Here is a 26,185-nt window from a genome sequence, read left to right on the forward strand (position 1 = left end):
GAGCCGCCGCTCTCGCCAGATCGATGTGGGGACGGCGGTCGTTCGCGCGGAGTGCCGGCATCATTACCGGCGCACCAACTCGTTGGAAGACAGACTATCGGAAGGCCAACTATCCGGCCACTCCGACGGGAAGGAGTGTTCACCGAAAACGCTGAAGGGCTGTCCGCGCATCGTTCCGGCGGACAGCCCTTCAGTATGTGCGGAGCCCGGGATCAGTCCAGGTCGACCTGCCGGGTCGAGACCGACTTGATCTCCTTGGAGATCTCCTCAAGGGTGTCGTCCGGAATAGCGGAGTCGACGGTCAGCGTGATGAGCGCCTTGCCGCCCTGCTGGTCCCGGCTCACCTGCATGCCGGCGATGTTGATCTGGGCCTCGCCGAGCAGCGCGCCGACCTTCCCGACGATGCCGGGGCGGTCGTCGTAGGAGAAGAAGGCCATGTGCTCGCTGAGCCCGATCTCCATGTCGTAGCCGTTGATCTCGACGAGCTTCTCGTAGTGGCGCGGCCCGGTGAGCGTGCCCGACACCGAGACCCGCTGGCCGTCGGGCAGGATCCCGCGGACCGTGACGAGGTTGCGCCAGTCGGAGTTGTCATCGCTGGTGGTCATGGTGACCTCGACGCCCCGCTCCTTGGCCAAAAGCGGGGCGTTCACGAACGTGACCGTCTCCTCGGTGACGTCAAGGAACACGCCCTTGAGCGCCGCCAGTTCCAGCACCTTGACGTCGTGCGCGACGATCTCGCCCCGGACCTCGACCTCGACCCGGCTGGCCACACCGCGGGCGAGCGATGTGAAGATCCGGCCGAGCTTCTCGGTGAGCGGGAGGGCCGGCTTGACGTCCTCGGCCACGGCACCGCCCTGGACATTGACCGCGTCGGGAACGAACTCGCCGGACAGCGCCAGCTTGACCGACCGGGCCACCTGGGTGCCCGCTTTCTCCTGGGCCTCCTCGGTGCTGGCGCCCAGGTGCGGGGCGACCACCACGCTCTCGAACTCGAACAGCGGGCTGTCGGTGCACGGCTCCTTGGCCCAGACGTCGATACCGGCGCCCCCGACGCGCCCCTCCTTCAGTGCCCGGTACAGCGCGTCCTCGTCGAGGATGCCGCCCCGGGCGGCGTTGATGACGCGCACGTTCGGCTTGACCTTCCGCAGCGCCTCGTCGCCGATCAGCCCGACCGTGTCCTTGTTCTTCGGCAGGTGGATGCTGATGAAGTCGCTGCTCCGCAGCAGCTCGTCCAGGCTGACCATCTCCACGCCCATCTGCGCGGCACGCGAGGGCTGCACGAAGGGGTCGTAGGCGATGATCCGGGTCTCGAAGGCCGCGAGCCGCTGGGCGACCAGGGCGCCGATCCGCCCGAGGCCGACGATGCCCACGGTCTTGTCGTAGAGCTCCACACCGGTGTACTTGGAACGCTTCCACTCCCCCTTGATGAGCGCGTTGTGCGCGGGGGCGGTGTTCCGCGACGACGCGAGCAGCAGGTTGATGGCCTGCTCGGCGGCGCTCACGATGTTGGACGTGGGCGCGTTCACCACGAGCACGCCGGCCTTCGTCGCCGCGTCGACGTCGACGTTGTCCAGACCCACGCCCGCACGCGCCACCACCTGCAGATTGGAAGCCGCGGCCAGCGCCTCGGCGTCGACCTTGGTCGCGCTGCGCACGATCAGGGCGTCGACTCCGGCGAGGGCGGGCAGCAGCTGGGAGCGGTCTGCGCCGTCGACACGGCGGACCTCGAAATCCTCCTCCAACAGCGCGATTCCGGCGGGCGAGAGTTCTTCCGCGACGAGAACGGAGGGCTTGGGCACAGCTAAATCCTTATGTGGGTTGCGACGTGGCCACTGTTCGCAGCGGCCTTGGACGAACTCCATAACTTACTCTTCGGCCGCACGGCCGATAAAAAGTCTACTGTGCCGGTGGGTTACGGGAAGGAGGTAGGGGGCGGAAACTCCCAGGAAGCACACTATCGCCGCAGGTCAGCGGGGTGACGCCGGGGCGGCCCGGACGGCGCGTCCGCCGGGCCGCCGTGTCGCGCGGTTTCAGCCCTTGAGCCAGCTCATGAGCGGGCGCAGCTCGGCGCCCACCTTCTCGATCGGCTCGCTCTGCTCGGACTCGCGGCGCTTGAGGAAGTTCGGCCGGCCGGCGTCGAACTCGTTGACGAGCTCGCGCGCGTAGCTGCCGTCCTGGACCTCGGACAGGATCCGGCGCATCTCCTCGCGTGTCTGCTCGTTGACGACGCGCGGCCCGCGGGTGTACCCGCCGTACTCGGCGTTGTCGGAGACCGACCAGTACATCTTGGAGATGCCGCCCTCGTACATGAGGTCGACGATGAGCTTCACCTCGTGCAGGCACTCGAAGTAGGCGACCTCGGGCTGGTACCCGGCCTCGGTGAGCGTGGTGAACCCGGCCTTGATCAGCTCGGAGAGCCCCCCGCAGAGCACCGCCTGCTCACCGAACAGGTCGGTCTCGGTCTCCTCGGTGAAGGTGGTCTTCAGCGCACCGGCGCGGGTGCCGCCGACGCCCTTGGCATAGGAGAGCACGAGGTCCCACGCCTTGCCCGAGGGGTTCTGCTCGACGGCGACGAGCACGGGAACGCCGCGGCCCGCCTCGAACTGGCGGCGGACGAGATGCCCGGGCCCCTTGGGCGCGACCATGGCGACGTCCACATCGGCCGGAGGCTGGATCAGGCCGTAGCGGATGCTGAACCCGTGGCCGAAGAAGAGCGCGTCGCCCGACTTGAGGTGGGGGGCGATCTCGTTGGCGTAGAGGTCCCGGTGGATGTGGTCCGGCACCAGGATCATGATCAGGTCGGCCTCCTGGGCCGCCTGTGCGGGCGTCACGACGCGCAGGCCGTGCTCCTCGGCCTTGGCGCGGCTGGCGGAGCCCTGCGCGAGCCCGACCCGTACGTCGGCACCGGAATCCCGCAGCGACAGCGCGTGCGCATGCCCCTGGCTGCCGTAGCCGATGACGGCGACCTTGCGCTCCTGGACGAAGCTCAGGTCCGCGGCGTCGTCGTAGTACATCTCTGCTGCCACTTCGGCTTACTCCTTAGTCCTTGCTGCTCGGCACCGCCGCGGGCCGGTGCGGCCGGGCGGTGCGGATGACGGGTTCCCGGCGCCCGCGCCTGGCCGACCGCGCGTCCGGGGGTGGTTCACGCGCTGCGCTCGACTGCGCGGAGCGACCGATCGGTGATCGACCTCGGTCCCCGCCCCAGTGCGACCAGTCCGGACTTCACCAGCTCCTTGATGCCGAACGGTTCCAGGTTCCGGACCAGCGAGTCGAGTTTCTCGGGTCGGCCCGTGGCCTCGACCACGACGACGTCCGGGTGGACGTCGACCACGTTGGCCCGGAAGAGTTCGGCCGTCTGGATGACCTGGGAACGGGTGCCGGCGTCGGCTTTGACCTTCGCCAGCAGGAGTTCCCTGCGCACCGATGCGTCGTTGTCCATCTCGACGATCTTGATGACGTTCACCAGCTTGTTGAGCTGCTTGGTCACCTGCTCCAAGGGGTGGCGGTCGCAGTTGACCACGATCGTCATGCGGGACAGCCCCTCGTATTCGGTCGTGCTGACGCTGAGGGAGTGGATGTTGAATCCGCGGCGGGAGAACAGCGCCGATGCTCTCGCCAGTATGCCCGGCGTGTCCTCCACGAGGACGGAAAGCGTGTGCTGGCTCATCGTGAAACGTTGCCCTTCCCTAGTCCTCGTCGTCCCATTCGGGCGCCATGTCACGCGCGTACTGGATGTTGTCGTTGCTCACTCCGGGCCCCACCATCGGCCAGACCATGGCGTCGTGGTTGACGGAGAAGTCGATCACGACCGGGGCGTCGTTGATGGCCATGGCCTTCTCGATCGTGGCGTCGACGTCCTCGGGGCGCTCGCACCGCAGTCCGACACAACCGTACGCCTCCGAGAGCCGGACGAAGTCGGGGATGCGCACCTTCTCGTCCTTGGGCGCGGTCTGCAGGTCGGTGTTGGAGTACCGGCCGTCGTAGAACAGGGTCTGCCACTGCCGCACCATGCCCAGGTTCCCGTTGTTGACGACCGCGACCTTGATGGGGATGTTCTCCACCGCGCAGGTCGCGAGCTCCTGGTTGGTCATCTGGAAGCAGCCGTCGCCGTCGATCGCCCAGACGGTCTGGCCGGGGCTGGCGACCTGGGCTCCGAGCGCGGCGGGGACGGCGAACCCCATCGTCCCGAGGCCACCGGAGTTGATGAACGTCCCGGGCTTCTCGTACCCGATGAACTGGGAGGCCCACATCTGGTGCTGGCCGACCCCGGTGACGTAGGCGGCGTCCGGGCCAACGATCTCGCCCAGGCGCTTGATGACGTGCTGCGGGGACAGTCCGCCCTCGTGGCTCTCCTCGTACCCCAGCGGGTAGACGCTGCGCAGCCGCTCGATCTGGGCCCACCAGCCGGCGTAGTCGCCCTGGCGCCCGTTGGTCTGGTCGTTGCGGACGGCCACCACCAGGTCGGCGATGACCTCGCGGCAGTCACCGACGATCGGGACGTCGGCGTGCCGGTTCTTGGAGATCTCGGCCGGGTCGATGTCGGCGTGCACGATCTTGGCGTCGGGGGCGAAACTGTCGAGCTTGCCGGTGACGCGGTCGTCGAAGCGGGCGCCCAGCGCGACGATCAGGTCGGCCTTCTGCAGCGATCCCACGGCGGCGACGGTCCCGTGCATGCCCGGCATCCCCAGGTGCTGCGGATGGCTGTCCGGGAAGACCCCGCGCGCCATCAGCGTGGTGACCACCGGAAGCCCGGTGAGCTCGGCCAGGATCCGCAGCTCCTGCGAGGCCCCGGCTTTGAACACACCGCCGCGACGTAGAGGACCGGCCGCTTGGCTTCGGCGATCATCCGCGCCGCTTCGCGGACCTGCTTTCCGTGCGGCTTGGTCACGGGCCGGTAGCCGGGCATGTCCAGGCGCTGCGGCCAGGAGAAGGCGGTCTGCGCCTGCAGGGCGTCCTTGGCGATGTCGACCAGGACCGGCCCGGGCCGGCCGGTGGAGGCGACGTGGAACGCCTCCGCGATCGTCCGCGGGATCTGAGCGGCGTCCCGGACCAGGTAGTTGTGCTTGGTGATGGGCATCGTGATGCCGCAGATGTCGGCTTCCTGGAAGGCGTCGGTGCCGATCGCCGGGGAGGCCACCTGACCCGTGATGGCCACGACCGGAACGGAGTCCATATGCGCGTCGGCCAGCGGTGTGACGAGGTTGGTGGCCCCGGGTCCGCTGGTCGCGATGCAGACCCCGGGGCGGCCGGTGGCGTAGGCGTAGCTTCCGCCGCGTGGCCGGCGCCCTGCTCATGCCGCATGAGGATGTGGCGTACCCGGGCGGAGTCGAAAAGGGGGTCGTAGGCGGGGAGGATCGCCCCGCCGGGGATCCCGAACGCCACGTCGACGCCGACATGCTCCAGCGACCTGACGAGCGATTGGGCTCCGGTCATCTGCTCGGTCATCACAAGATCCTTCGGAGAGGGCTCGGAAACTAGGTGTGCCTGGCAACAAAAAACCCCCCACCGCGATGCGGTTGAGGGGGGCGCGCAGCAGAAACTCGGTCAGCTCGCCGCGCGCCGACCAAGTACGAGAATGTGGAAGTTGCTCTGCACGGTGTTAACGATGGCCGAGCCGGTGGCACTCCGTCAACTCAGACACGGTTTTATCTCAATATATGAGACGACACGATCAGCATGCGGGTCTACGCAGGACACGGCGACCTGCGAAGACCGGGTTTTCCAGACCGAAAAACGGTGTCGCACCGGAGACATATGGTGAGACGGATCTCGTTCCCGTCCCGTGAGGCGCTCTCCCCGGTAGCGGATCCAGCGGGCACCCGCCCTACAGCGGTATCCCCGCTTCGCCCCCCACCAGCGCCTCCACGCCCTCGGCGATCATGGGCCGCGCCACCAGGAAGCCCTGGCCGTGGCCGCACCCCATCGAGCGCAACTGCTCCAATTGCTCCGGGCTCTCGATCCCTTCGGCGATGACCTGCATGCCGAGGTCCTGGCCCAGCCGGATGATCGTATGGGTAAGCAGCGTGACGGTGCCGTCGGATCCCAGATCCCGGACGAACGAGGGATCGATCTTGATCGCATCGACCCGGAGCTCCCGCAGATGCGCCAGCGACGCGTACCCCATCCCGAAGTCGTCGATGGCCAGGCGCACCCCCAGCTGGCGCAGCTCGGACAGCCGCTCGACGGCCTCCCCCGGGTTCTCCAGCAGGACCTCTTCGTCGACCTCCATGGTCAGGACCTCGGCCGGCAGCCCGCTCTCGGCGAGCACCCCGGCCACCGTTTCGACGAACCGCGGCGACAGGATCTGCTTGACCGACAGGTTCACCGACAGCCCGATGTCCCACTCCGAAGCGCGCCACAGCGCGACCTTCTCGCAGGCCTCGCGCAGGATCCACTCCCCCAGCGGAGCGATCAGGCCCGACTCCTCGGCCGGCCCGATGAACTCGCTCGGGGGGACCAGTTCGTCGCCGTGCTGCCAGCGCACGAGCGCCTCCACGGCGGTGACCCGCGAACTCGCCAGGTCCACCACGGGCTGGTACTCGAGCACGAACTCGCGGTCGGCCAGGGCCTGGCGCAGCTCGGTCTGGAGTTCCAGCCGCGACACCACCTTGGCGTGCATGTGGGCGGCATAGATCTCCAGCCGCCCGGCACCGCCGTGCTCCTTGGCCCGGGCCATGGCCATGTCGGCGTTGCGCAGCAGCTCGCCGCTGTCCATCCCCTGCTCGGCGAACGCCACGCCGGCGCTCGCGGTGAGCACGACCTCGCGGTCGGCCACCTGGAACGGCTCGGCGCTGACGACCCTGGACAGCCGCTCGGCCTGGTCCACCACCTGCTGGGCGTGGGCGCTCTCCTCTATCAGCACCGCGAACTCGTCCCCGCCCCAGCGCGCGAGGGTGACGCCGGAGCCGGCGGTGCCCCGGAGCCGGCGGGCGGCCTGGGCCAGCAGGTAGTCGCCGAAGGTGTGCCCGGCGGAGTCGTTGACGGCGGTGAAACCGTCGAGGTCCAGGAAGATCGCGGCGACCTCTCCCGGCGCCTCGCCCGCACGCTCGCGGCGGGTGAGCACCTCGCGGGTGCGCTCCTCCAGGTAGGCGCGGTTGGGCAGGCCCGTGATGCCGTCGTGGAACGTCAGGTGGTTGACCTGGTCCTCCAGTGCCACCTGAGCGCTGATGTCGCGCGTGGTCACCAGCAGCCGATCGGGTTCACCCGGCTGCTCGTACAGCGAGGCCGTGGTCTCGATGTGCCGCCACGTGCCGTCGCCCGCGCGGATCCGCACCCGCAGGTGGATCCCCTCGTTGGCGCCCCGGTTGAAGGCGGACATCGCCGCGCCCACATCGGGCAGATCCTCGGGGTGGATCATCGAGGTGACCGGCTCGGCGAGGATGTCGTCCAGCCGGTACCCGAACGTCTCGGCCGCGCCGGGACTGATGTAGAAGATCCTGCCGTCGAAGTCCAGGATCAGGATGACGTCCCCGCTGTTGCGGGCGAGTTCGTGGAAATGGCGCTCGCGTGTGAGGACCATGCGCGTCAGGGTCGCGTTCTCCTCCAGCAAGCCGATCAGCCGCACCACGAGCACCACCACCGCCGAGCCCGCCGCCAACGGCAGTACCGGCGCCACCTGTTCCAGGCGCAGCGCCGCGACGGTGAGGATGACCGTGGCGACGCACAGCGCGCCCGCCGCGGCGATCTCGGGGGCGAAGCGGTACAGGCCGCGGCCGGTGATCCGGCGCGGCTCGGCCCCGGCACGCTCCCGGATCAACCAGGGAAGGCTGCCCAGCAGGGCGAACCCGAGCAGCCGGACCGGGTACTCGATGCCTCCGGCGAGGGCGGCTCCGGTCAGACGGGTGACCGCCCCGATGAGGTCCGCACCGCAGATGATGACGAAAGCGCCGATCGCGATCAGCACCGCGCGCCGCGTGCTGTGCGGGGAGGTGAACACCAGGGGTGCCAGCAGGCACAGCACCGCGATGTCGGCGACCGGGTAGACCAGCGCGAACCCGAGAAGGCCCGCGCTCTCCTCCAGTTCGCTGTAGAGCGGGGCGAACACCAGCAGCCACACGACGGAGAACAAGGCGGCCGCGCAGACGTAGCTGTCGGTCAGGTGCCGCAGTGCCGGGCGCAGCCCGCTCGGCAGCGGGGCGAAGCGGGTGAACCCGATGACGAACAGCGGCAGCGCGATGAGCGCGAACAGGTCGCCGAACGTCAGCGACAGAGCGGCGCTGGCACTGAGCAGGCCCGTGACCGAATAGATGATGGCGCCCGCGCACCAGGCGAGCGCGGAGAAGCCGAGATAGCGGAGCGCGCTGGCGGTGTCGGCGCCGGCGGCGTCGGCGTCCGGATCCTCGGCCGTCTCGGCGCGGTGGCGGGCCGCGTACAGCAGCGACACGGCCGCCGCTCCCGCGGCCAGGGCCACGGGCCAGCTACCGAGCCATGTGGTGAGCGATATCCCGCCGGCGTCGACCATCGTCCCCGATGCGTAGACCAGGGTGAGCAGCAGGATACCGCCGAGCCACCTGCGGGTGCCGCTCTTCATCGCGGCGCCCCGGGGTACGTGGTCCGGGCGAGGCGGGACGCATGCCTCCCCGCGACGGCCGTGAACATGGGCACCCTTCCGGTTAGTGGCAGTCTGTCGTACGGACCCCTGCGGGAGATCTCGGAATCCGCGGAACAACGCCCGGACACTGGTTCACCCCCCGCGGGTTCGCCATCGCGCCCGGAACCGCCCGCCACCCCCTCGACCGCCGATCGCCGCAGCGCACCCGAATCCTGCGTGACCAGGCTATTGATCCAATGTCACGCTCAGATAGAGGCCCGGCAGAGACAAGGCGACAACACGGTCACACTCCGTGTTCGCTGCCTTTCCCGGGTCATCCCGCGCCGAGCCGCTCAAGGATCAACTCGCGGGCACGGCCGGCGTCGGCCTGGCCACGGGTAGCCTTCATCACCGCTCCGACCAAGGCGCCCGCGGCGGCGACCTTGCCACTGCGGACCTTCTCTGCGGCATCGGGGTTGTCGGCGATGGCCGCGTCCACCGCGGCCCCCAAGGCGGAGTCGTCGCTGACGACCTTGAGGCCGCGGGCGTCCACGACTTCGTCGGGCGTCCCTTCGCCGTTGAGCACGCCGTCGACCACCTGGCGTGCCAGCTTGTTGGTGAGAGTGCCTTCGGCCACCAGCGCGATGATCCGGGCCACCTGCGCGGGGGTGATCGCCAGCGCGGACAGCGAGATCTCGGCCTCGGTGGAGCGGCGGGAGAGCTCGTTCAGCCACCACTTCCGGGCTTCGGCCGAGGGCGCGCCGGCGTCGACGGTCGCGGCGACCAGGTCGGTGGCCTCAGCGTTGACCAGGTCACGCAGCTCCTCATCGGAGAGGCCCCACTCGGCCTGGAGCCGGGCCCGCTTGGCGGCGGGCGGCTCGGGCAGGGTCGCGCGCAGCTCCTCGATCCACTCGGCGCTCGGAGCGACCGGCACCAGGTCCGGGTCGGGGAAGTAGCGGTAGTCCTGCGCCTCCTCCTTGCTCCGCCCCGAGACCGTGGTTCCGCTGGCCTCCTGGAAGTGGCGCGTCTCCTGAACGACACGCTGCCCGGCGTCGAGGAGGCCGGCCTGCCGTTCCATCTCGTGGCGCACGGCCCGCTCGACCGAGCGGAGGGAGTTGACGTTCTTGGTCTCACTGCGGGTACCCCATTCGGTGCCGCCGCGCGGCATCAGGGACACGTTGACGTCGCAGCGCAGCGACCCCTCCTCCATGCGCACATCGGAGATACCGAGGGAGCGGACGAGGTCGCGCAGTTCCCGGACGTAGGCGCGGGCCGCCTCCGGAGCGAACTCGCCCGTGTGCTCGATCGGCTTGGTGACGACTTCGAGCAGCGGGATGCCGGCCCGGTTGTAGTCGACGATGGAGTAGTCGGCGCCGTGGATGCGGCCGGTGGCCCCGCCGACATGCGAGGTCTTGCCGGTGTCCTCTTCCATGTGCACGCGTTCGATCCCCACCCGGAACTCACGGGGGCCGTCAGGGGTCTCGACCGCGACGTCGAGGTAGCCGTCGGTGCACAGCGGCTCGTCGTACTGCGAGATCTGGTAGTTCTTCGGCATGTCCGGATAGAAGTAGTTCTTCCGGGCGAATCGGCACCATGAGGCGATAGAGCAGTTCAGCATGAGGCCGAGCCGGATCGCGCTCTCCACCGCGGCGCCGTTGGCGACCGGGAGCGAACCGGGCAGCGCCAGGCAGACCGGGCAGACCTGGGTGTTGGGCTTGGCTCCGAACACAGTCGAGCAGGAGCAGAACATCTTCGAGGCGGTGCCCAGCTCGACGTGCGTCTCCAGCCCGAGCACGGGCTCGTACCTGCGTACAACGTCGTCGTACGCAACCGGTGCCGGACCTCCGCTCGTGGCAGGGCTACTCGTTACCGCGCCAACCATCGCCACACAACCCGTTTCCGTATCCGAAAAGTCCCACTGTATGCACTGTATGCGCGTACCACCCGGCCAGCGGAACACATCCATCGTGACCGGCCGTGCCCTCTCCGCATGGACCGCAGCGGGCACTGCATGCAGCTTACCGATGCCTCGGGCGACGCGCGGCCATCCCGGGCGCGACCGCGGAGTCCGCCTCCCGTGGCCGGTCACTTTACCCCCGCACGGGGCTTCCGAGCGGTCCCCGTTCCCCTTCTCCCGCGGACTTCCGCGAAGCGGGAGACAGCGGCACCGAAGGCCGCACGCCGTGACCAGGCCGTGATGAGACCTCCTGTTTCCGCTGGTCATTCCTTAATTGCACCCAGAATCCCGTACCCCGGATCTGGTTTACCTGAGAACGGTAACGATCCGACATGAAATAAAGGGACTTTCGTCCCCCCGGAAAGATGAAGCGAACACGCAGGTCACGGCCTTCCGATAACAAGGGTCGAGAAACGGTCGTCAACATTCCACCGGAACGGTTGGAACCCTGGAATTGGAGCGCTAGTATCTGGCGGTGCGGTAGTCACCTTCTCGTCGCCGCGTCCCGATGCGCGCCAGCGACGATCGACGTATAGCGCCCTCACGGGCACGCTCAGTTCCCCCGTGGCCGATCACCGCACCGAGGCCCGGCGCGACGCAGGACGGAAAGGCGCGCGCCCCTTCTCGGCCGGCCACCCGCAATTCGCCCTTTGAGGTGGGCGAACGACACCATCCGGCTCCTTTTCGAGAACTAACCGGGAAAGAACTTGAACAATACATCCCTCCCCCACCCCCCGAGACACCGCGTCCGTGGCCTGACCGCGCTCGCCGGCACCACCGCCGCCCTTCTCGCCTTCGGCATGGCGGCCGGCCCGGCATTCGCCGAGGGCGCCAAAGGCACCTACGCCGGCAACGCCTCAACGGCCTGAAGCTCTCCACCAGCAAGGGGAACATCAAGGCCAACCTGTTCAACCTGAAGCTCGAGGACGACACGGTCCTGCAGACCTACTGCATCGACTTCGAGACCGGCATCGTCAACGGGGCCGACTACCAGGAGGACTCCTGGTCGAACTACCCGGGCAAGGGCGACTTCGCCGAGCCGGCGAAGGTGCACTGGATCCTGCAGAACTCCTACCCGAGTGTCGGCGCCGACGAGCTCGCCGAGGAGATCGGCGTCGACGGCCTCAACGACAAGGAGGCGATGAGCGGCACCCAGGCGGCGATCTGGCACTTCAGCAACGACGTCAGCCTTGAGGGCAGGAACCACGACAAGGTCGAGAAGGTCTACGACTACCTGGTCGAGAACGCCGAGGAACTGCCGCAGACCGGCGAGCCCGACAACTCGCTGCGGATCTCCCCCTCCTCCGCCGAAGGCGAGGCCGGCTCGACCATCGGCGAGTTCACCCTCGAAACCAGCGCCGACTCCGTCCCGCTGAACCTCGACGCGCCCGAGGGTGTCGAACTGGTCGACCTGGAGACCGGCGAGCCGGTCGAGAGTGCCGGCGACGGCGGCAAGTTCGGCGTGCAGGTTCCCGAGGACGCCGAACCGGGCGAGGCCACCGTCTCCGCCTCCGTCTCCACCAACGTGCACGCCGGCCTGCTGTTCAAGGGTGTCGAGGGCCAGGACCCGACGCAGACGCTGATCACCGCCAAGACCGGCGAGGCCACGGTGGAGAGCAGCGCCAAGGTCAGCTGGACCGAGGGCGTCCCCGAGAAGCCCGAGGAGCCCGGCGAGGAGAAGCCCGAGCCCGAACCGGAGCCGGAGCCGGAGCCGTCCGAGGAGCCGTCCCCGGAGTCGAGCGAGCCCGCCGACAAGAAGCCCGAGCCGGAGGAGGAAGAGGAGAAGGAGGGCGGCCTGCCCGTCACCGGCACCGCTCTCACCGGCCTGATCCTCGCGGCCGTCGCCGCTCTCGGTACCGGCGCCACCGCGATGTACCTGAGCCGTAAGCGCCGCAGCGCCACCTTGGAGGGCTAAGCGCCCCCAGCGGCTGAGGCCGCGGCTACGACGACGCCCGCCGCCGTGACTCCACGGCGGCGGGCGTTCTCGTGTGCCCGATCCCCCGCGCGGGGGAATCGCGGGCCGCGGTCGGGCCGACCGCGGCCCTCACACAGCGAAGGCGCTCCCGCTGAGCAGGTCCGAACCGTTCTGCCGGGCCAGGGCGGCCTCCACAGCGGCGCCGACACGGTAGGTGCGGTCGTCGGCCAGCGCCGGGGCCATGATCTGCAGCCCCACCGGAAGCCCGTCCTCCGGCGCGAGCCCGCACGGCACCGAAAGGGCGGCGTTGCCGGCCAGGTTGCTCGGGATGGTGCACAGGTCGGCCAGGTACATCGCCATAGGGTCGTCGGCGCGCTCCCCGATGGGGAACGCCGTGGTGGGCGTGGTCGGCGAGACCAGGACGTCCACGCTGCCGAACGCGGCGTCGAAGTCGCGTTTGACGAGTGTGCGCACCTGCTGCGCCGAACCGTAGTAGGCGTCGTAGTAGCCGCTGGACAGCGCGTAGGTCCCCAGGATGATGCGGCGCTTGACCTCCGGGCCGAACCCCTCCGCCCGGGTCAGTGCCATGACCTCCTCGGCGCTGCGCGTACCGTCGTCGCCGACCCGCAGGCCGTAGCGCATGGCGTCGAAGCGCGCCAGGTTCGAGGAGCACTCGCTCGGCGCGATCAGGTAGTAGGCGGCCAGGGCGGCACCGAAGCTGGGACAGGACACCTCGGCCACCTTGGCGCCCAGTCCTTCCAGCAGTTCCACGGTCTCGTGGAAGCGCCGCAGCACCCCGGGCTGGTAGCCCTCGCCGTCGAGCTCCTTGACGACACCGACGCGCAGTCCTTCGATGTCGGCCCGCCGCGCCGCCTCGACCACCGGCGGGACCGGGGCGTCGACGGACGTGGAATCGCGCGGGTCGTGCCCGGAGAACGCCTCGTGCAGCATCGCGGCGTCCAGCACGTTGCGCGCGAAAGGCCCCGGCGTGTCCAGCGAGGAGGCGAACGCGATCAGGCCGTAGCGGGAGGAGCCCCCGTAGGTGGGCTTGGCCCCGACCAGGCCGCACACCGCCGCGGGCTGCCGGATCGATCCGCCGGTGTCGGTACCGGTGGCCAGCGGTGCCTCGTAGGCGGCGACGGCGGCGGAGGAGCCGCCGGAGGAGCCGCCGGGGATGCGGGAGAGGTCCCACGGGTTGCGCGTGGTCCCGTAGGCCGAGTTCTCCGTGGAGGACCCCATCGCGAACTCGTCCATGTTGGTCTTGCCGAGGATGACCAGCCCGGCCTCGCGCAGCCGGGTGGTGACCGTGGCGTCGTAGGGCGGACGCCACCCCTCCAGGATTTTCGACGCCGCCGTGGTGGGCATGTCCTTGGTGGTGAACACGTCCTTGTGGGCCACCGGGACACCCGCCAGCGGTCCCGGTTCCGCGCCCTCGGCCAGGCGCGCGTCGACCGCCCGGGCCTGCTCCAGCGCCGCCTCGCGGTCCACGTGCAGGAAGGCGTGCACCTCCCCGTCGACTTCGACGATCCGGTCCAGGTACGCCTCGGTGGCCGCGGCGGAGGTGGTCTCACCGGTGCGGATGGCCGCGCCGAGCTCGGAGGCGCTCATCCGGAGGAGTTCCGCCCCCATCACGCCTCCTCCCCCAGGATCCGCGGTACGCGGAACCGCTCGTCTTCCACCGCGGGCGCGCCCGCCAGCGCCTGGTCGGGGTCGAGGCCCGGACGGGCCTCATCCGGGCGGTACACATTGGTCAGCGGCAGAGCGTGCGAGCTCGGCGGGATATCGCCCTGGGCGACCTCCTGCACCTTGGCCACAGCAGAGATGATCACATCAAGCTGGGCGGCGAGCTGGTCCAGCTCGTCCTCGTGCAGCGCCAGCCGCGACAACCGGGCGAGGTGAGCGACCTCATCGCGGGTAATGGCGGACATGAATGGCAAACCGTTTCTTCGGTGGACTCGGACGTGTCCGAGCGTAGGAGCGGTGCCCCTCGCGCGCGGCCGGAACGGCCTCTGGAGCGCACGGCTCGGTCGGACTCGGACAGCTCAATCCTATGACCGCCCGGGGAGCGCGGGGAGCCCTGAGCCGACCGGCCCGGCTAAGCCGACCTCGTGTGCTCTTCCGCCGGCAGGGCTTTGTGCTTTCTGAGGCATTTGGTGGCCTCGGCCGCCTCCAGCGGAGGAGCGAAGTACCGCCCCTGGGCCGCGTAGCACCCCATGGAACGCACCGCCTCGGCCACCCGGGCGGTCTCCACGCCTTCGGCGACGGCGTGCATCCCGAGCGTGCCGACGAGATCGATGGCGGAACCCACGATCACCCGGCCGTCGGGGTCGTCGACGATCCGCTGGACGAAGGACTCGTCGACCTTGATCTCCTGCACCGGCAGGCCGTTCAGCCGCGCCAGGGTGAAGTAGCCGGTCCCGAAGTCGTCCAGGGCCAGGGACACTCCAAGGTCGGCGAGGGCGAGGATCGTCGGCGTGATCGCGTCGGCGTCCGTCACCATCACGCGCTCGCTGATCTCCAGGCGCAGCACGCGGGCGGGCAGCCTGTGCCGGCGCAGACCGGCGGTAACGATGTCGGGCAGGGTGGGATCGAGCAGTTCGCGGGCCGAGAGGTTGACCGCCACCGGTGTTCGGAGGCCGTCGGCCCGCCAGCGCGCGACCTGCGACAGTGTCAGTTCCAGTACCTCGTGCGTGAAGTTGCGCATGAGGTAGGACTGCTCGACCAGCGGCACGAACTCCTCCGGCGGGAGCACACCGCGCTGGGGGTGCCGCCAGCGGACCAGCGCCTCCATACCCACCACCTGGTACTCATCCAGGTTGACCTTCGGCTGGTAGAACATCTCCAGCTCGCCCTCGACCAGCGCGCGGCGCAGGTCGCCGAACAGGCTGAGCCGGGCCGTGGAGTTGCGGTCCTTGTGCGGCGCGTAGAGGTCCACCCCCGACCGGCTCTCCTTGGCCACGTACATCGCGACGTCCGCGCGCTGCATGAGGAGCTCGAAGTCCGGGGCGTGGTTCGGGTAGAGCGCGATACCGATGCTGGCCTCCAGGTCGAAGTCCATGCCGTCGAGACGCATCGGCTCGGCCAGCGAGACCCGGAGGCGCGTGGCGACCTCGCGCGCCGAGACAGCGTCGCGCACCTGCGGCAGCAGCACGGCGAACTCGTCGCCGCCGAGCCGCGCCACCAGGTCGCCGGGCCGCACGCTGTGCGTGAGCCGGCGTGCGACGGTCTGCAGCAGGCGGTCGCCCGTGGGGTGCCCGAGGGTGTCGTTGACCTCCTTGAACCGGTCGAGGTCGAGGAGGAGCAGCCCCACACGGTGGTTGCGCTGCTGGGCTTCGCTGAGCGCCTCCTGGGTGCGCAGGATCAGCAGCTTGCGGTTGGCCAGTCCGGTGAGTTCGTCGTGGTTGACCTGGTACTCGCGCTTCACCGACAGTGTGGCGCTGATGTACAGCGCGGACAGCGGGAAGAAGAAGAGCGGCACCAGCCAGACCGAGTGTGTCATGGCGACCACGACCAGGGGCGCCAGGCTGAGCAGCACCCCGCTGACGAACAGCCGCTGGCCGATGTCCTTGGTGAGCATGGAGCGCAGAGGGGCGCGCTCGTGCATGGCGACCGCGCATTCCACCAGGACCAGGTTGGTCAGGAAGTAGCCGCCCGCAGCGAGCGCCACCACGATGAGGTGCGCGCCTTCGGGGATCCACGGCGCGTCGGCGGTATCGGGGCCGAACAGCCGGATCACGGCGTCGGCCACGCCGAAGCTGAGGACGTACTGGGCTCCGTTGAACGCGGTCCGGTGCGCCGCGTGGCCGCGCGCGACACCGGCGATGACCGTGGCGATCACCTGGATCAGCCCGGCCACGGGCAGGCCGTAGAAGATGATGAGCGCGAAGGAGAACGGCAGCGAGGTCGGGGACCCGTTATCGGTCGGCGCGGTCGGGGTGGCGATGGGACGCAGCTCGCCGATGATCACCATGCCCAGCATGACCCAGATGAGCGGCTGCGCCGCGAGCAGTTGCAGGCGCTCGGAACCGAACCAGAACAGGGAGACACCGAGAAGGACGCAGCCGGCCACTGTGTGCTCACGAGGTACAGCCACAGCGGCGTCCCGATCCGCGGGCCGACATCCCGGGTGTTGTTGGGGTCCAACATATGCGTCCTCGGGGTGATTCACGGAACGCGGCACCGGGCGGGCGGGTCCGTCGCGGTGCCGACGCTCCTCACGAGTGTTGTCTCGGCCGGGGCGGTCACCCCTATGACCGTCACAGCCGTCGTCTGGAATGACGGGATGCACCCAGTACGCATTCAGCTTACGACGCTTCGTCACCAGGTGTCGCCGGACGAGGACTTTAGGTGAGGCGTACAGTACCTAGGCCAATCACCCGATTCGCTCCAGAATACTGCGACACGTAGCACATTGATCGCCCATTGTAGAGAGCGCCATATTCTAGCTGTTCAGCCGGTGCTCCATGGCCGCATCCGGCCCTTTCTCCAGCAGCACACCGAAACCGTCCTCGTCCAGGACCGGAACCCCGAGTTGCACCGCCTTGTCGTACTTGCTGCCGGGGCTGTCGCCCACCACGACGAAGTCGGTCTTCTTCGACACCGACCCGGTCACCTTGCCGCCCAGCCTCCCCACCGCCTCCTTGGCGCTGTCGCGGCTGTAGTCGGTGAGCGATCCGGTGACCACGAGCGTCACCCCCTCCAGCGGACGCGGCCCGCTGGCGGCGCCTTCCTCCTCCATCCGGACACCGGCCTCGCGCCACTTCCGGATGATCTCGCGGTGCCAGTCCACCTCGAACCACTCGACGATCGACCTCGCCACGGTCGGGCCGACGCCGTCGACCGAGGCGAGCTCCTCCTCGTCGGCCTCTGCGATCCGGTCGAGGGAGCGGAAGTGCCGGGCCAGATCCTCCGCGACGGCCGGCCCCACGTGCCGGATCGACAGCGCCACCAGCACCCGCGGCAGAGGACGCCGCTTGGCCGATTCCAGCTGCTCCAGGAGTTTCTCGCTCGTCTTCTTCGGCTTGCCCTGCTGGTTGGCGAAGAAGCTGACCACCTTGCGCTCGCCGGTCTCGGGGTCGATCTTGGGCTCCCCGGTGTCCGGGTCGAGGACCAGCGTCTTGATCGGCAGCAGCCGCTCGATGGTGAGGTGGAACAGGTCGCCCTCGTCGCGCAACGGGGGTTCGGCCGGTTCGAGCGGCTGGGTCAGCGCGGTCGCCGCGACGTAGCCCAGCTCCTCGATGTCGAACGCCTTGCGCCCCGCGAGATGGAAGAGCCGCTCCCGGAGCTGCGCCGGGCAGGAGCGGGCGTTGGGGCAGCGGAGGTCGACGTCGCCCTCCCGCTGCTGCCCCAGTCGGGTACCGCACTCCGGGCAGTGCTCCGGCATGACGAAGGGCCGCTCGGAACCGTCCCGCCGCTCCAGCACCGGCCCGAGGATCTCCGGGATGACGTCGCCCGCCTTGCGCACGAGCACGACGTCGCCGATCAGCACGCCCTTGCGTTTCACCTCGTTGGCGTTGTGCAGGGTGGCGAACTCGACCTCCGAGCCCGCGACACGGACCGGCTCCATCACGCCGTAGGGGGTGACCCTCCCGGTGCGCCCGACGTTCACCCGGATGTCGAGGAGCCTGGTCGTGACCTCCTCTGGCGGGTACTTGTACGCGATCGCCCAGCGCGGCGCCCGGCTCGTGGAGCCGAGGCGGCGCTGCACGGAGATGTCGTCCACCTTCACCACGACGCCGTCGATCTCGTAGCCGGTGTCGTGGCGGTGCCCCTGGTAGTAATCGATGTAGGACCGGACCTCGTCGACCGTGCGCAGCACGCGATAGCGGTCGCCGACCGGAAGCCCCCATTCGCGCATCAGCTCATACGCCTGCGACTGGTGGGTGAAGCGCACACTCTCGTACGCGCCGAACCCGTGCACGAGCATGGTCAGCGGGCGGGTCGCGGTGACCCGGGGGTCCTTCTGCCGCAGTGAGCCGGCTGCGGCGTTCCGGGGGTTGGCGAAGGGCTGCTTGCCCTCGTCCGCCAGCCGTGCGTTGAGCGACTCGAACGCGTCCCAGGGCATGAAGACCTCACCGCGCACCTCCAGCAGATCGTGGGCGGCCCGGACGCTCTCGTCCAGCCGCACCGGCACCGCGTCGATGGTGCGCAGGTTCGGGGTGATGTCCTCGCCCACCCGGCCGTCGCCCCGGGTGGCCGCGCGGACGAGCCGCCCCTTCTCGTAGACGAGGTCGACGGCCAGGCCGTCGATCTTGAGCTCGCACAGGTACGCGTCGATCTCGATCTCGTTCTCCACCCGCTGCACCCACGCCAGCAGTTCCTCGGGATCGAACGCGTTGTCCAGGCTCTGCATGCGTTCCAGGTGCTCGACCGCCGCGAAGTCGACGCTGATCGGAGCGCCGACCTTCTGCGTGGGCGAATCCTGGGTGATCAGCGAGGGATAGGCGTCCTCGATCGCCCGGAGCTCGGCCATGAGCTCGTCGTACTCCGCGTCGGAGATGATCGGGCGACCCATGTAATACCGGTAGCTGTGGTCGTCGAGCTCCTGGCACAGCTCGGCGTGGCGCTCCCGCACCGCGGCGGAGACGGCATCGGTACCTGCCCGTTCTTGCGCGCTCACCCGGACACGTCCTTTCGGCTCATTCAGCGCCGTGGCTCCTCGCGCAGGACCCGCGCCGCCTTGCGGCAGGCCGCGAGCGCCGCGCGCGCATGGTCGGGCGAGGCCCCGGCCAGCCCGCAGGTGGGCGTGGTGACCACCGTGCGGGCCAGTTGCTCCGGAGCGAAGCCGATCCGGTTCCACAGCTCACGTACAGGTTCGACGGTAGTCGCCGGGTCCGACAACGGCGTGTCCGTACCCGCCACGACGCCGAGAAAAAGTCCCAGGCCGTCCTCGACCGCGACTCCCAGGGCCTCGTCGGAGTCCGGGGTCAGCAGGGTCGCGTCCAGGGCGAGGGCACGCGCGCCGGAACGGCGCAGCAGGTCGACCGGTGCCGCGGGCGCACAGCAGTGCGCCATCGGAAAGGCCCCGGTGTCGGCGATGGCGCCGAACAGCGCGCGCATCCTCTCCTCGCAGGTGACACGGTTGATCGCCCGCAGCCGCCCGTACCCGCTGACCGTCGGCACGCCTCCCTGCAGCGCGGCCGGCAGTGACGGCTCGTCGGCCTGCACCAGGATCCGTCCTCGTGGCACCCGCCTGCGGACGTCCTCGATATGCGCACACACGCCCTCGACCAGGGATTCGCACAGGTCGGCGACCGCTCCGGAGTCGGCCAGCAGCCGCTCGCCCGACCGCAGCTCGATCCCCGCGGCGAGGGTCCACGGGCCGACCACCTGGATCTTCAGCGGCCCTTCGTAGGCGTGGGCGTGCTTTTCGAGCGCGTCGAGGTCATAGGAGAGGAAGCTCGCCGCCCGCGCCAGGTCGCGCCCGGGACGCTGTACCACCCGCCAGCCCGTGGGCTGCACCTCCACCGGGAAGTCGACGAGCAGCGCGGCCGATCGGCCGATCATGTCGGCGCCCGCACCGCGCCCGGGCAGTTCAGCGAGGTGCGGGAGGTCCGGCAACTCTCCCAGGATCGTCCGCGCCACCTCGTCCGGGTCCTCCCCCGGATACGATCCGACGCCGGTGGAACTCGCTTCGGGCCAGGGGTAGCGCTGCTCACTCACGGTGCCCCAGGGTAGAGCACACCCGCCCGCAGCGGGGCCGGCGGCGCGTCACCGATGGCCCTGCGAGAGCGCCGCGCCCGGGGCGATCAGCGTCCCGGTCACGGCATGGGGCCGGCCACCGATTCGCCGCCGGCGCCGCGACCGGCGGCGCTCTTGCGGCGGTTCAGGTAAACACCCCCCGCGGTCAGGGCGGCGAGCAGCACCGCCGCCGCGACGGCCACGCACGGCGAGTGGACGAACAGGTTCCACCAGACGCCGAGGACGGCCATTCCCCCCAGGCTGTAGATGGCGGCCCACAGCGCGCAGCCGGGGAGCATCGCGACCAGGTAGCGCACGAAGTGCATGCGCATGGCCCCCGCGGCGAAATGGACGGCGGTCTGCACGCCCCAGGTCACATAGGAGACGGTGACCGCCGGCGGGCCGAACCTGTTGATCAGCTTCTGGGCGCGCCGCAGCCGCTCGCCGAGGCGTTCGGCGTAGCGGGACCGCTCCAGCCCGGCCCCTACTCCGCGGCCGATCCAGTAGGTGGCCTGCGTCCGGAGAAAGACGATCCCGAAGAGCGTGGAATACACCACCAGGAAGGACTGCCCCTCCAGGAAGCCGTACTGCATCGCGCTCTCCCAACCGCCCACCGACCCGATGACGGTGATAAGCCTAACCTAACCCGGAGCGTTCACCGTGGGCGGCCGGGCGGGGATGCGGCGCGGCTCAGAAGGCCGCGGCTGCTTCGGCGCTGCGGGACGTCGAGGTGATCGTGGCCGACCCCAGGACGGTGTCCCCCTCGTAGAGCACGGCCGCCTGCCCCGCGGCGACGCCCGTGGCCGGCTGCTCCAGCCGGACCACCAGCTCGTCGTCGCGCTGCCAGGCGCGGCAGGTGTACACCTCGCCGTGCGCGCGCAACTGGACCGTGCAGGCGATCGGCTCCGTGACCGGGTCGCAGCCGCTCCACACCGGCCGCCGGCCGATGATCTCGTCGACCTGCAGCGACTCGCGCGGGCCCACCGTCACCGTGTTGGCCACCGGTTCGATGGAGAGCACGTAGCGCCGCTCGGGGGCACCGCCGAGGTTCAGCCCCTTGCGCTGACCGACGGTGTAGGTGTGCGCTCCGTTGTGCGTGCCCAGCACCTCGCCGGACTCGTCCTTGATCGGTCCGGGTTCGCTGCCCAGGCGCTCGTTCAGGAACCCGGCGGTGTCGCCGTCGGCGATGAAGCAGATGTCGTGGCTGTCGGGCTTGTCCGCGACCGCGAGCCCGCGCCGCTCGGCCTCCGCCCGCACCTCCTCCTTGGTGCTGTGGCCCAGGGGGAACACGGTGTGCGCGATCTGCTCCCTGGTGAGCACGCCCAGCACGTAGGACTGGTCCTTGGCCGCGTCGACACTGCGGCGCAGCCGGCCATCGGCCAGCCGGACGTGGTGGCCGGTGCACACCGCGTCGAAGCCGAGCGCCACCGCACGGTCCAGCACCGCTTCGAACTTGATCTTCTCGTTGCAGCGCAGGCAGGGGTTGGGCGTGCGGCCGGCCGCGTACTCGGAGACGAAATCCTGCACGACGTCGCGGTCGAACTCCTCGGCCATGTCCCACACGTAGAACGGGATGCCGATCACGTCCGCCGCGCGGCGCGCGTCGCGGGAGTCCTCGACAGTGCAGCACCCCCGCGCCCCCGTGCGGTAGGACTGCGGATTCTTCGACAGGGCAAGGTGCACGCCGGTGACGTCGTGGCCGGCCTCGGCGGCGCGGGCCGCCGCCACCGCGGAATCGACGCCGCCGGACATGGCGGCGAGTACACGCAAACTCATAACGGTCCCAGACTATGCGGTGGCACGGGCTGCTCCCACCGGTCCGCATCCCCGCGAAGAGCCGCGCCGACGTGGCACGGTACTCCCCGGACTCTGCGAAAATCGGATTATGGCACTGTTCCGTCGTCGCCGATCCGCGCCCGACTCCGCTGTCGCCGTGGACGAGTTCTGGTCCCACTGGCCCCGTGTCCGCGACGTCCTCGCGTCGTCGGTCGACACCAACACCCCGGTACCGGAAGAGGCCGCGGCTCGGATCACCGAACTGGTGAGGCGCATCCACCCCGAACTCAGATGGGAGGTCTCCGCCGCCCCGCGCCCCGCCCTCGGCGACCTGGACCTGCCCGATGACGCCGACGCAGGCGACCTGCTGGCCCAGATGTCGAAACTGGACGACGCCTCCTCCCCCGCGGACGAAGGCCCCTCCTACACGCTGACGCTCAGCGGCGGCCCCGACGACTCCGCCCGTATTCTGGCCGAGCGCTGGATGCGGACCGCCCCCGAGGAGGCCGACTGGCGGTTCCACCCGGCTCACCCCGCTGACCACGAAAAGCTCACGAAGCAGCTCGCCTGGGACGAGCACGAGCTCGACCTGTCGCACTGCACGGTCTCGATGCGGGTGGACCAGCAGCAGGGCAAGGTAGAGGCCGGGGTCTACCACCCCGATTTCATGTTCCTCCCCAAAGAGGTCCAGGCCGGTGTCGCCGACCACGTGGTGATGCTCGCTCTCGGCGAGGACGACTGCGTTCGCTGGATCTCCGACGTCGAGCCGCTGGTGGAGAAGCCGCTGGACCCGTTGCCGCCGGCGTCGATGCCCTCCGTCGTGCGGCAGCTCGCCGACGCCCTCGTCGGCGGAGGATGGGTGACCTTGCAGGGCCGCATCCCGCTGCGCGGCAGCCTGGAGATCGCGGTCCGCCATCCGCTGCACCGCCGCGACTTCCCGGCACTGACGCTCTATGTCCAGGTCACAGTGGGCTACGCCAACAGCGGCGAGGACAAGCTTCCCAGCGGGTCGTCGGCCGACGCGTTGGAGACCTTCGGCGCCCGCCTGCGCAAGCTCCTCGGAGACAACGGCGCGCTTCTGGCCCAGCAGACGGTCGCCGGCCAGCGCCAGCTGCACTTCTATATCGACCCGGATTCCGGTGTGCTGCCCGGGCTTGAGGCGGCCCTCCGCGAATGGCCGGAGGGGCGCACCCAGATCCGCAGCGCTCTCGACCCCGAATGGCTGACGATCAACCAGATCAGAAAGCCCCTCAAGCGCCAGCTAGGGTAGCCGGACGCCGTTACCGGCGCTTGTTCCACGCGGCCCGGGCGCGCTCGACCGCGGGCCCAATGGCGCCACCCAGCGCCGCGACATCCCCGCGGTCCGAGCCGTGGCCGAGCGAGAAGCGCAGGGAGCTGCGCGCGGTCTCGGCCGAGGCCCCCATGGCGAGCAGCACGTGACTGGGCTGCGCGACGCCGGCAGAGCAGGCCGACCCCGTGGAGCACTCGATCCCGCCGGCGTCGAGCAGCATCAGCAGGGCGTCGCCCTCGCACCCGGGGAAGGAGATGTGGGCGTTGCCCGGCAACCGGTCAACGGGGTGGCCGTTGAGCGTGATGTCGGGGACCGCCTTGCGGACGGTGGCGACCAGTTCGTCGCGGAGTTCGGCGAGCCGGGCCGTATGGGAGGCCCGCTCCTCCGCGGCCAGCCGGACCGCGGTGGCGAAGCCGCGCAGCAGCGGCGTCATGAGCGTTCCCGAGCGGACCTCGCGCTCCTGCCCGCCACCGTGCAGGAGCGGGACCGGGTCGACGCCCCGTGACAGCAGCAGCGCCCCCGCACCCACCGGGCCGCCGATCTTGTGCCCGGTAAGGGTGAGCGCCGTGGCGCCGCTGGCGGCGAAGTCCACCGGCTCGGCGCCCACCGCCTGCACGGCGTCGGTGTGGAAGGGGATGCCGTGCTCGCGGGCGATCGCGGCGAGCTCGGCCACCGGCTGGACCGTGCCGACCTCGTTGTTCGCCCACATGACGGAGACCAGTGCGACATCGGTCGGGTCGCGCTCGATCGCGGCACGCAGCGTCTCGGGGTGTACCCGGCCGATCTCGTCGACCGGGAGTTCCTCGTAGACGGCCCCCTGGCGGTCGGCCATCCAGTGCGCGGGGTCGAGCACCGCATGGTGCTCCACCGCGCTCAGCAGGATCCGGCGCCGCGCGGGGTCGGCCTGGTTGCGCGCCCAGTACAGGCCCTTGACCGCGAGATTGTCGGCCTCGGTGCCGCCGCTGGTGAAGACCACCTCGCTCGGTGCCGCGCCGAGCGCCTCCCCGATGCTCTCGCGGGACTCCTCGACCGCCCTGCGGGCGCGGCGCCCCGCTCCATGCAGCGATGAGGCGTTGCCGAGGCGGCCGAACTCCTCCGTCATGTCCGCGATAACCTCGGGCCGGACGGACGTCGTGGCGGCATGATCCAGGTACACCATGGTGTGTTCAGGATACGGCGGGCCGTCCGGGCTCCGCTCCGCGCGGTACCCGGCCCACGGAAGCGAGAGCGGCCCCGGGCGTCCCGGGGCCGCTGGGACGGCCGTCAGGAGCCGGCTACTTCCGCCTGCCGATCTCCTCCGTCAGCTGCGGGGCGACCTTGTGCAGGTCGCCGATGACACCGAAGTCGGCGAGCTCGAAGATCGGCGCCTCGGGGTCCTTGTTGACCGCGACGATGTTCTTCGAGGTCTGCATGCCCGCCCGGTGCTGGATCGCACCGGAGATGCCGAGCGCGATGTAGAGGTTCGGGCTGACCGTCTTACCGGTCTGACCGACCTGGAACTGGTTGGGGTACCAGCCCGAGTCTACCGCCGCACGCGAGGCGCCGACGGCGGCGCCGAGCGCGTCGGCCAAACCCTCCACCACGGAGAAGTCGTCGGAGCCGACACCGCGGCCGCCGGAGACCACGATCGCGGCCTCGGCGAGCTCCGGTCGTGCGCCCTTCTCCTGCACCACGCGCTCGGTGACCTTGGCGCCCTTGGCGGCGTCGGAGAGCTCGACGGAGACCTCCTCCTCCACCGCCGCCCCCTGCGCGGCCTCCGGCGCAACGGAGTTCGGCCGGACCGCGACGACCGGGATCCCCGCCGTCACCTTGGCGTGGGTGATGGTGCTGCCGCCGAAGACGCTGTGCTCGGTGACGATCTCGGCGTCGACGTCGACGACATCGGTCAGCACGCCGGAGCCCAGCTTGACAGCGGTCCGGCCGGCGACCTCCTTGTTCTCGGGGGTGGCCGAGACCAGGATCGCGGCGGCCGACGCGTCGTTGGCCAGCTTGGCCAGCAGTTCCGCCTTCGGCGCGACGACGTAGTCGTTCAGCTCCGCCGGGGCCACGTACACCTTCTCGGCACCGAACTCGGCCAGTCTCGCCTTGCCCGATTCCGCCCCCTCACCGACCCACACGGCCGCGGGCTCGCCGATGCGGCGAGCGGCGGTGAGCAGTTCGGTGGTGACCTTCTTGATCTCTCCGTCGACGTGGTCGACGAGGACGAGGACCTCAGCCATATCCGTAATCCTTCTTTCGTCTCCGCCGGACCTACACGAACTTCTTCTCGGCGAGGAAGTCGGCGACCTTGGTGCCGCCGTCGCCCTCGTCCTTGACGATGGTGCCCGCGGCACGCGGCGGAGCCGGAGCGAAGTCCACGGTCTCGGTCGTCGCGTTGGCGAGGCCGACCTTGGCCGCGTCGATCTCGGCGTCAGCGATCGTCAGCTTCTCGACCGGCTTCTTCTTCGCCTGCATGATGAGCTTGAACGAGGGGTAGCGCGGCTCGTTGATCTTCTCGACCACGGAGACCACGGCCGGCAGCTGCGCCTCGACGACGTCGTAGCCGTAGTCGGTGAGGCGCTGGACCTTGATGGCCCGGCCCTCGATATCGACCTTGCCGGCGAGGGTGAGCTGGGGCAGTTCGAGGTACTCGGCCAGGGCGGCGCCGACGACACCGGTGCGCGCGTCCGTGGACTCCGAGCCCAGGACGACCAGGTCGAACTCCATCCTGCCCAGCGCCCGGGAGAGCGCGTAGGCGGTCTGGAGAGCGTCGCTGCCGTGCAGCGCCTCATCGTTGACGTGCACGGCCTTGTCGGCTCCCATGGACAGCGCCTTGCGGATCGAGTCCGTGGCCTGGTCCGGTCCCATCGTCAGAACGGTGACCTCGCCGCCGTGCTTCTCCCTGAGGAGGAGGGCCTCCTCGATCGCGTACTCGTCGAGCTCGTTGATGACGCCATCGGACGCCGCGCGGTCCAGCGTCTTGTCATCCGACGAGAGTTTCCGCTCGGTCGCCGTATCCGGGACCTGCTTGACCAAAACGACAATATTCATGGCCGG

16 protein-coding genes and 2 pseudogenes are annotated in these 26,185 nt (G+C 69.7%); 2 read left to right on the plus strand and 16 right to left on the minus strand.

Going from position 1 to position 26,185, the window contains the following annotated elements:
* Positions 1-212 precede the first annotated feature (212 nt).
* From serA to gatB, 6 genes and pseudogenes are all read right to left on the minus strand, one after another.
* Positions 213-1,799, minus strand: coding sequence for a phosphoglycerate dehydrogenase (serA, locus tag VS93_RS00795; protein ID WP_046468091.1), 1,587 nt, complete (start codon positions 1,797-1,799; stop codon positions 213-215).
* A gap of 231 nt (positions 1,800-2,030) precedes the next feature.
* On the minus strand, positions 2,031-3,026 hold the full coding sequence (ilvC, locus tag VS93_RS00800) for a ketol-acid reductoisomerase (protein WP_173434227.1): 996 nt from the start codon (positions 3,024-3,026) through the stop codon (positions 2,031-2,033).
* Positions 3,027-3,142: 116 nt separating this feature from the next.
* Positions 3,143-3,667 (minus strand): acetolactate synthase small subunit, encoded by a 525-nt coding sequence (gene ilvN, locus VS93_RS00805; protein WP_046468093.1) that lies wholly within the window; start codon positions 3,665-3,667, stop codon positions 3,143-3,145.
* Positions 3,668-3,686: 19 nt separating this feature from the next.
* Positions 3,687-5,445 (minus strand): annotated as a pseudogene (locus VS93_RS00810) (acetolactate synthase large subunit).
* 379 nt (positions 5,446-5,824) lie between these two features.
* Complete coding sequence (locus VS93_RS00815; RefSeq protein ID WP_046468094.1) at positions 5,825-8,530, minus strand: putative bifunctional diguanylate cyclase/phosphodiesterase; 2,706 nt, start codon at positions 8,528-8,530, stop codon at positions 5,825-5,827.
* A gap of 334 nt (positions 8,531-8,864) precedes the next feature.
* Entirely contained in the window at positions 8,865-10,412 is a 1,548-nt protein-coding gene (gene gatB, locus VS93_RS00820) for an Asp-tRNA(Asn)/Glu-tRNA(Gln) amidotransferase subunit GatB (protein WP_046468145.1), read from the minus strand.
* A gap of 730 nt (positions 10,413-11,142) precedes the next feature.
* Between gatB and VS93_RS00825 the strand changes: the two genes are divergently transcribed.
* On the plus strand, positions 11,143-12,402 hold the full coding sequence (locus tag VS93_RS00825) for a Cys-Gln thioester bond-forming surface protein (RefSeq protein ID WP_338022655.1): 1,260 nt from the start codon (positions 11,143-11,145) through the stop codon (positions 12,400-12,402).
* Positions 12,403-12,531: 129 nt separating this feature from the next.
* Here the strand turns inward: VS93_RS00825 and gatA are convergent, their stop codons facing one another.
* From gatA to mnmA, 7 genes and pseudogenes are all read right to left on the minus strand, one after another.
* Entirely contained in the window at positions 12,532-14,031 is a 1,500-nt protein-coding gene (gene gatA, locus VS93_RS00830) for an Asp-tRNA(Asn)/Glu-tRNA(Gln) amidotransferase subunit GatA (protein WP_046468095.1), read from the minus strand.
* Positions 14,031-14,330 (minus strand): Asp-tRNA(Asn)/Glu-tRNA(Gln) amidotransferase subunit GatC, encoded by a 300-nt coding sequence (gatC, locus tag VS93_RS00835; RefSeq protein WP_046468096.1) that lies wholly within the window; start codon positions 14,328-14,330, stop codon positions 14,031-14,033. Before gatC ends, gatA begins: the two co-directional genes overlap by 1 nt.
* 167 nt (positions 14,331-14,497) lie before the next feature.
* Positions 14,498-16,548: pseudogene (locus tag VS93_RS00840) on the minus strand (putative bifunctional diguanylate cyclase/phosphodiesterase).
* Positions 16,549-16,843: 295 nt separating this feature from the next.
* The gene (ligA, locus tag VS93_RS00845) at positions 16,844-19,021 is read right to left on the minus strand and encodes an NAD-dependent DNA ligase LigA (RefSeq protein ID WP_046468097.1); all 2,178 of its coding nucleotides are present in this window, start codon (positions 19,019-19,021) and stop codon (positions 16,844-16,846) included.
* 23 nt (positions 19,022-19,044) lie between these two features.
* The gene (locus VS93_RS00850; RefSeq protein ID WP_046468098.1) at positions 19,045-20,064 is read right to left on the minus strand and encodes a methionine synthase; all 1,020 of its coding nucleotides are present in this window, start codon (positions 20,062-20,064) and stop codon (positions 19,045-19,047) included.
* A 98-nt stretch (positions 20,065-20,162) separates the two neighbouring features.
* The gene (locus tag VS93_RS00855; RefSeq protein WP_046468099.1) at positions 20,163-20,675 is read right to left on the minus strand and encodes a DedA family protein; all 513 of its coding nucleotides are present in this window, start codon (positions 20,673-20,675) and stop codon (positions 20,163-20,165) included.
* Between the two features lie 97 nt (positions 20,676-20,772).
* Positions 20,773-21,858, minus strand: a complete 1,086-nt coding sequence (mnmA, locus tag VS93_RS00860) for a tRNA 2-thiouridine(34) synthase MnmA (protein WP_046468100.1) — start codon at positions 21,856-21,858, stop codon at positions 20,773-20,775.
* A gap of 109 nt (positions 21,859-21,967) precedes the next feature.
* On the opposite strand from mnmA, the gene VS93_RS00865 reads away from it, so the two are divergent.
* Positions 21,968-23,128 (plus strand): DUF695 domain-containing protein, encoded by a 1,161-nt coding sequence (locus VS93_RS00865; protein ID WP_046468101.1) that lies wholly within the window; start codon positions 21,968-21,970, stop codon positions 23,126-23,128.
* A 10-nt stretch (positions 23,129-23,138) separates the two neighbouring features.
* On the opposite strand, the gene VS93_RS00870 is transcribed toward VS93_RS00865, so the two are convergent.
* From VS93_RS00870 to VS93_RS00880, 3 genes are all read right to left on the minus strand, one after another.
* Positions 23,139-24,308 carry a cysteine desulfurase family protein gene (locus tag VS93_RS00870; protein ID WP_046468102.1) on the minus strand — a complete coding sequence of 390 codons (1,170 nt, stop codon included), beginning with the start codon at positions 24,306-24,308 and terminating at the stop codon, positions 23,139-23,141.
* A gap of 115 nt (positions 24,309-24,423) precedes the next feature.
* Complete coding sequence (locus tag VS93_RS00875; RefSeq protein ID WP_046468103.1) at positions 24,424-25,368, minus strand: electron transfer flavoprotein subunit alpha/FixB family protein; 945 nt, start codon at positions 25,366-25,368, stop codon at positions 24,424-24,426.
* A 31-nt stretch (positions 25,369-25,399) separates the two neighbouring features.
* Positions 25,400-26,179: an electron transfer flavoprotein subunit beta/FixA family protein gene (locus VS93_RS00880; RefSeq protein WP_046468104.1), complete on the minus strand. Its 780-nt coding sequence runs from the start codon at positions 26,177-26,179 to the stop codon at positions 25,400-25,402.
* Positions 26,180-26,185 lie beyond the last annotated feature (6 nt).

The sequence above is a fragment of the Allosalinactinospora lopnorensis genome (assembly GCF_000981225.1).
Taxonomy (GTDB): Bacteria; Actinomycetota; Actinomycetes; order Streptosporangiales; family Streptosporangiaceae; genus Allosalinactinospora; species Allosalinactinospora lopnorensis.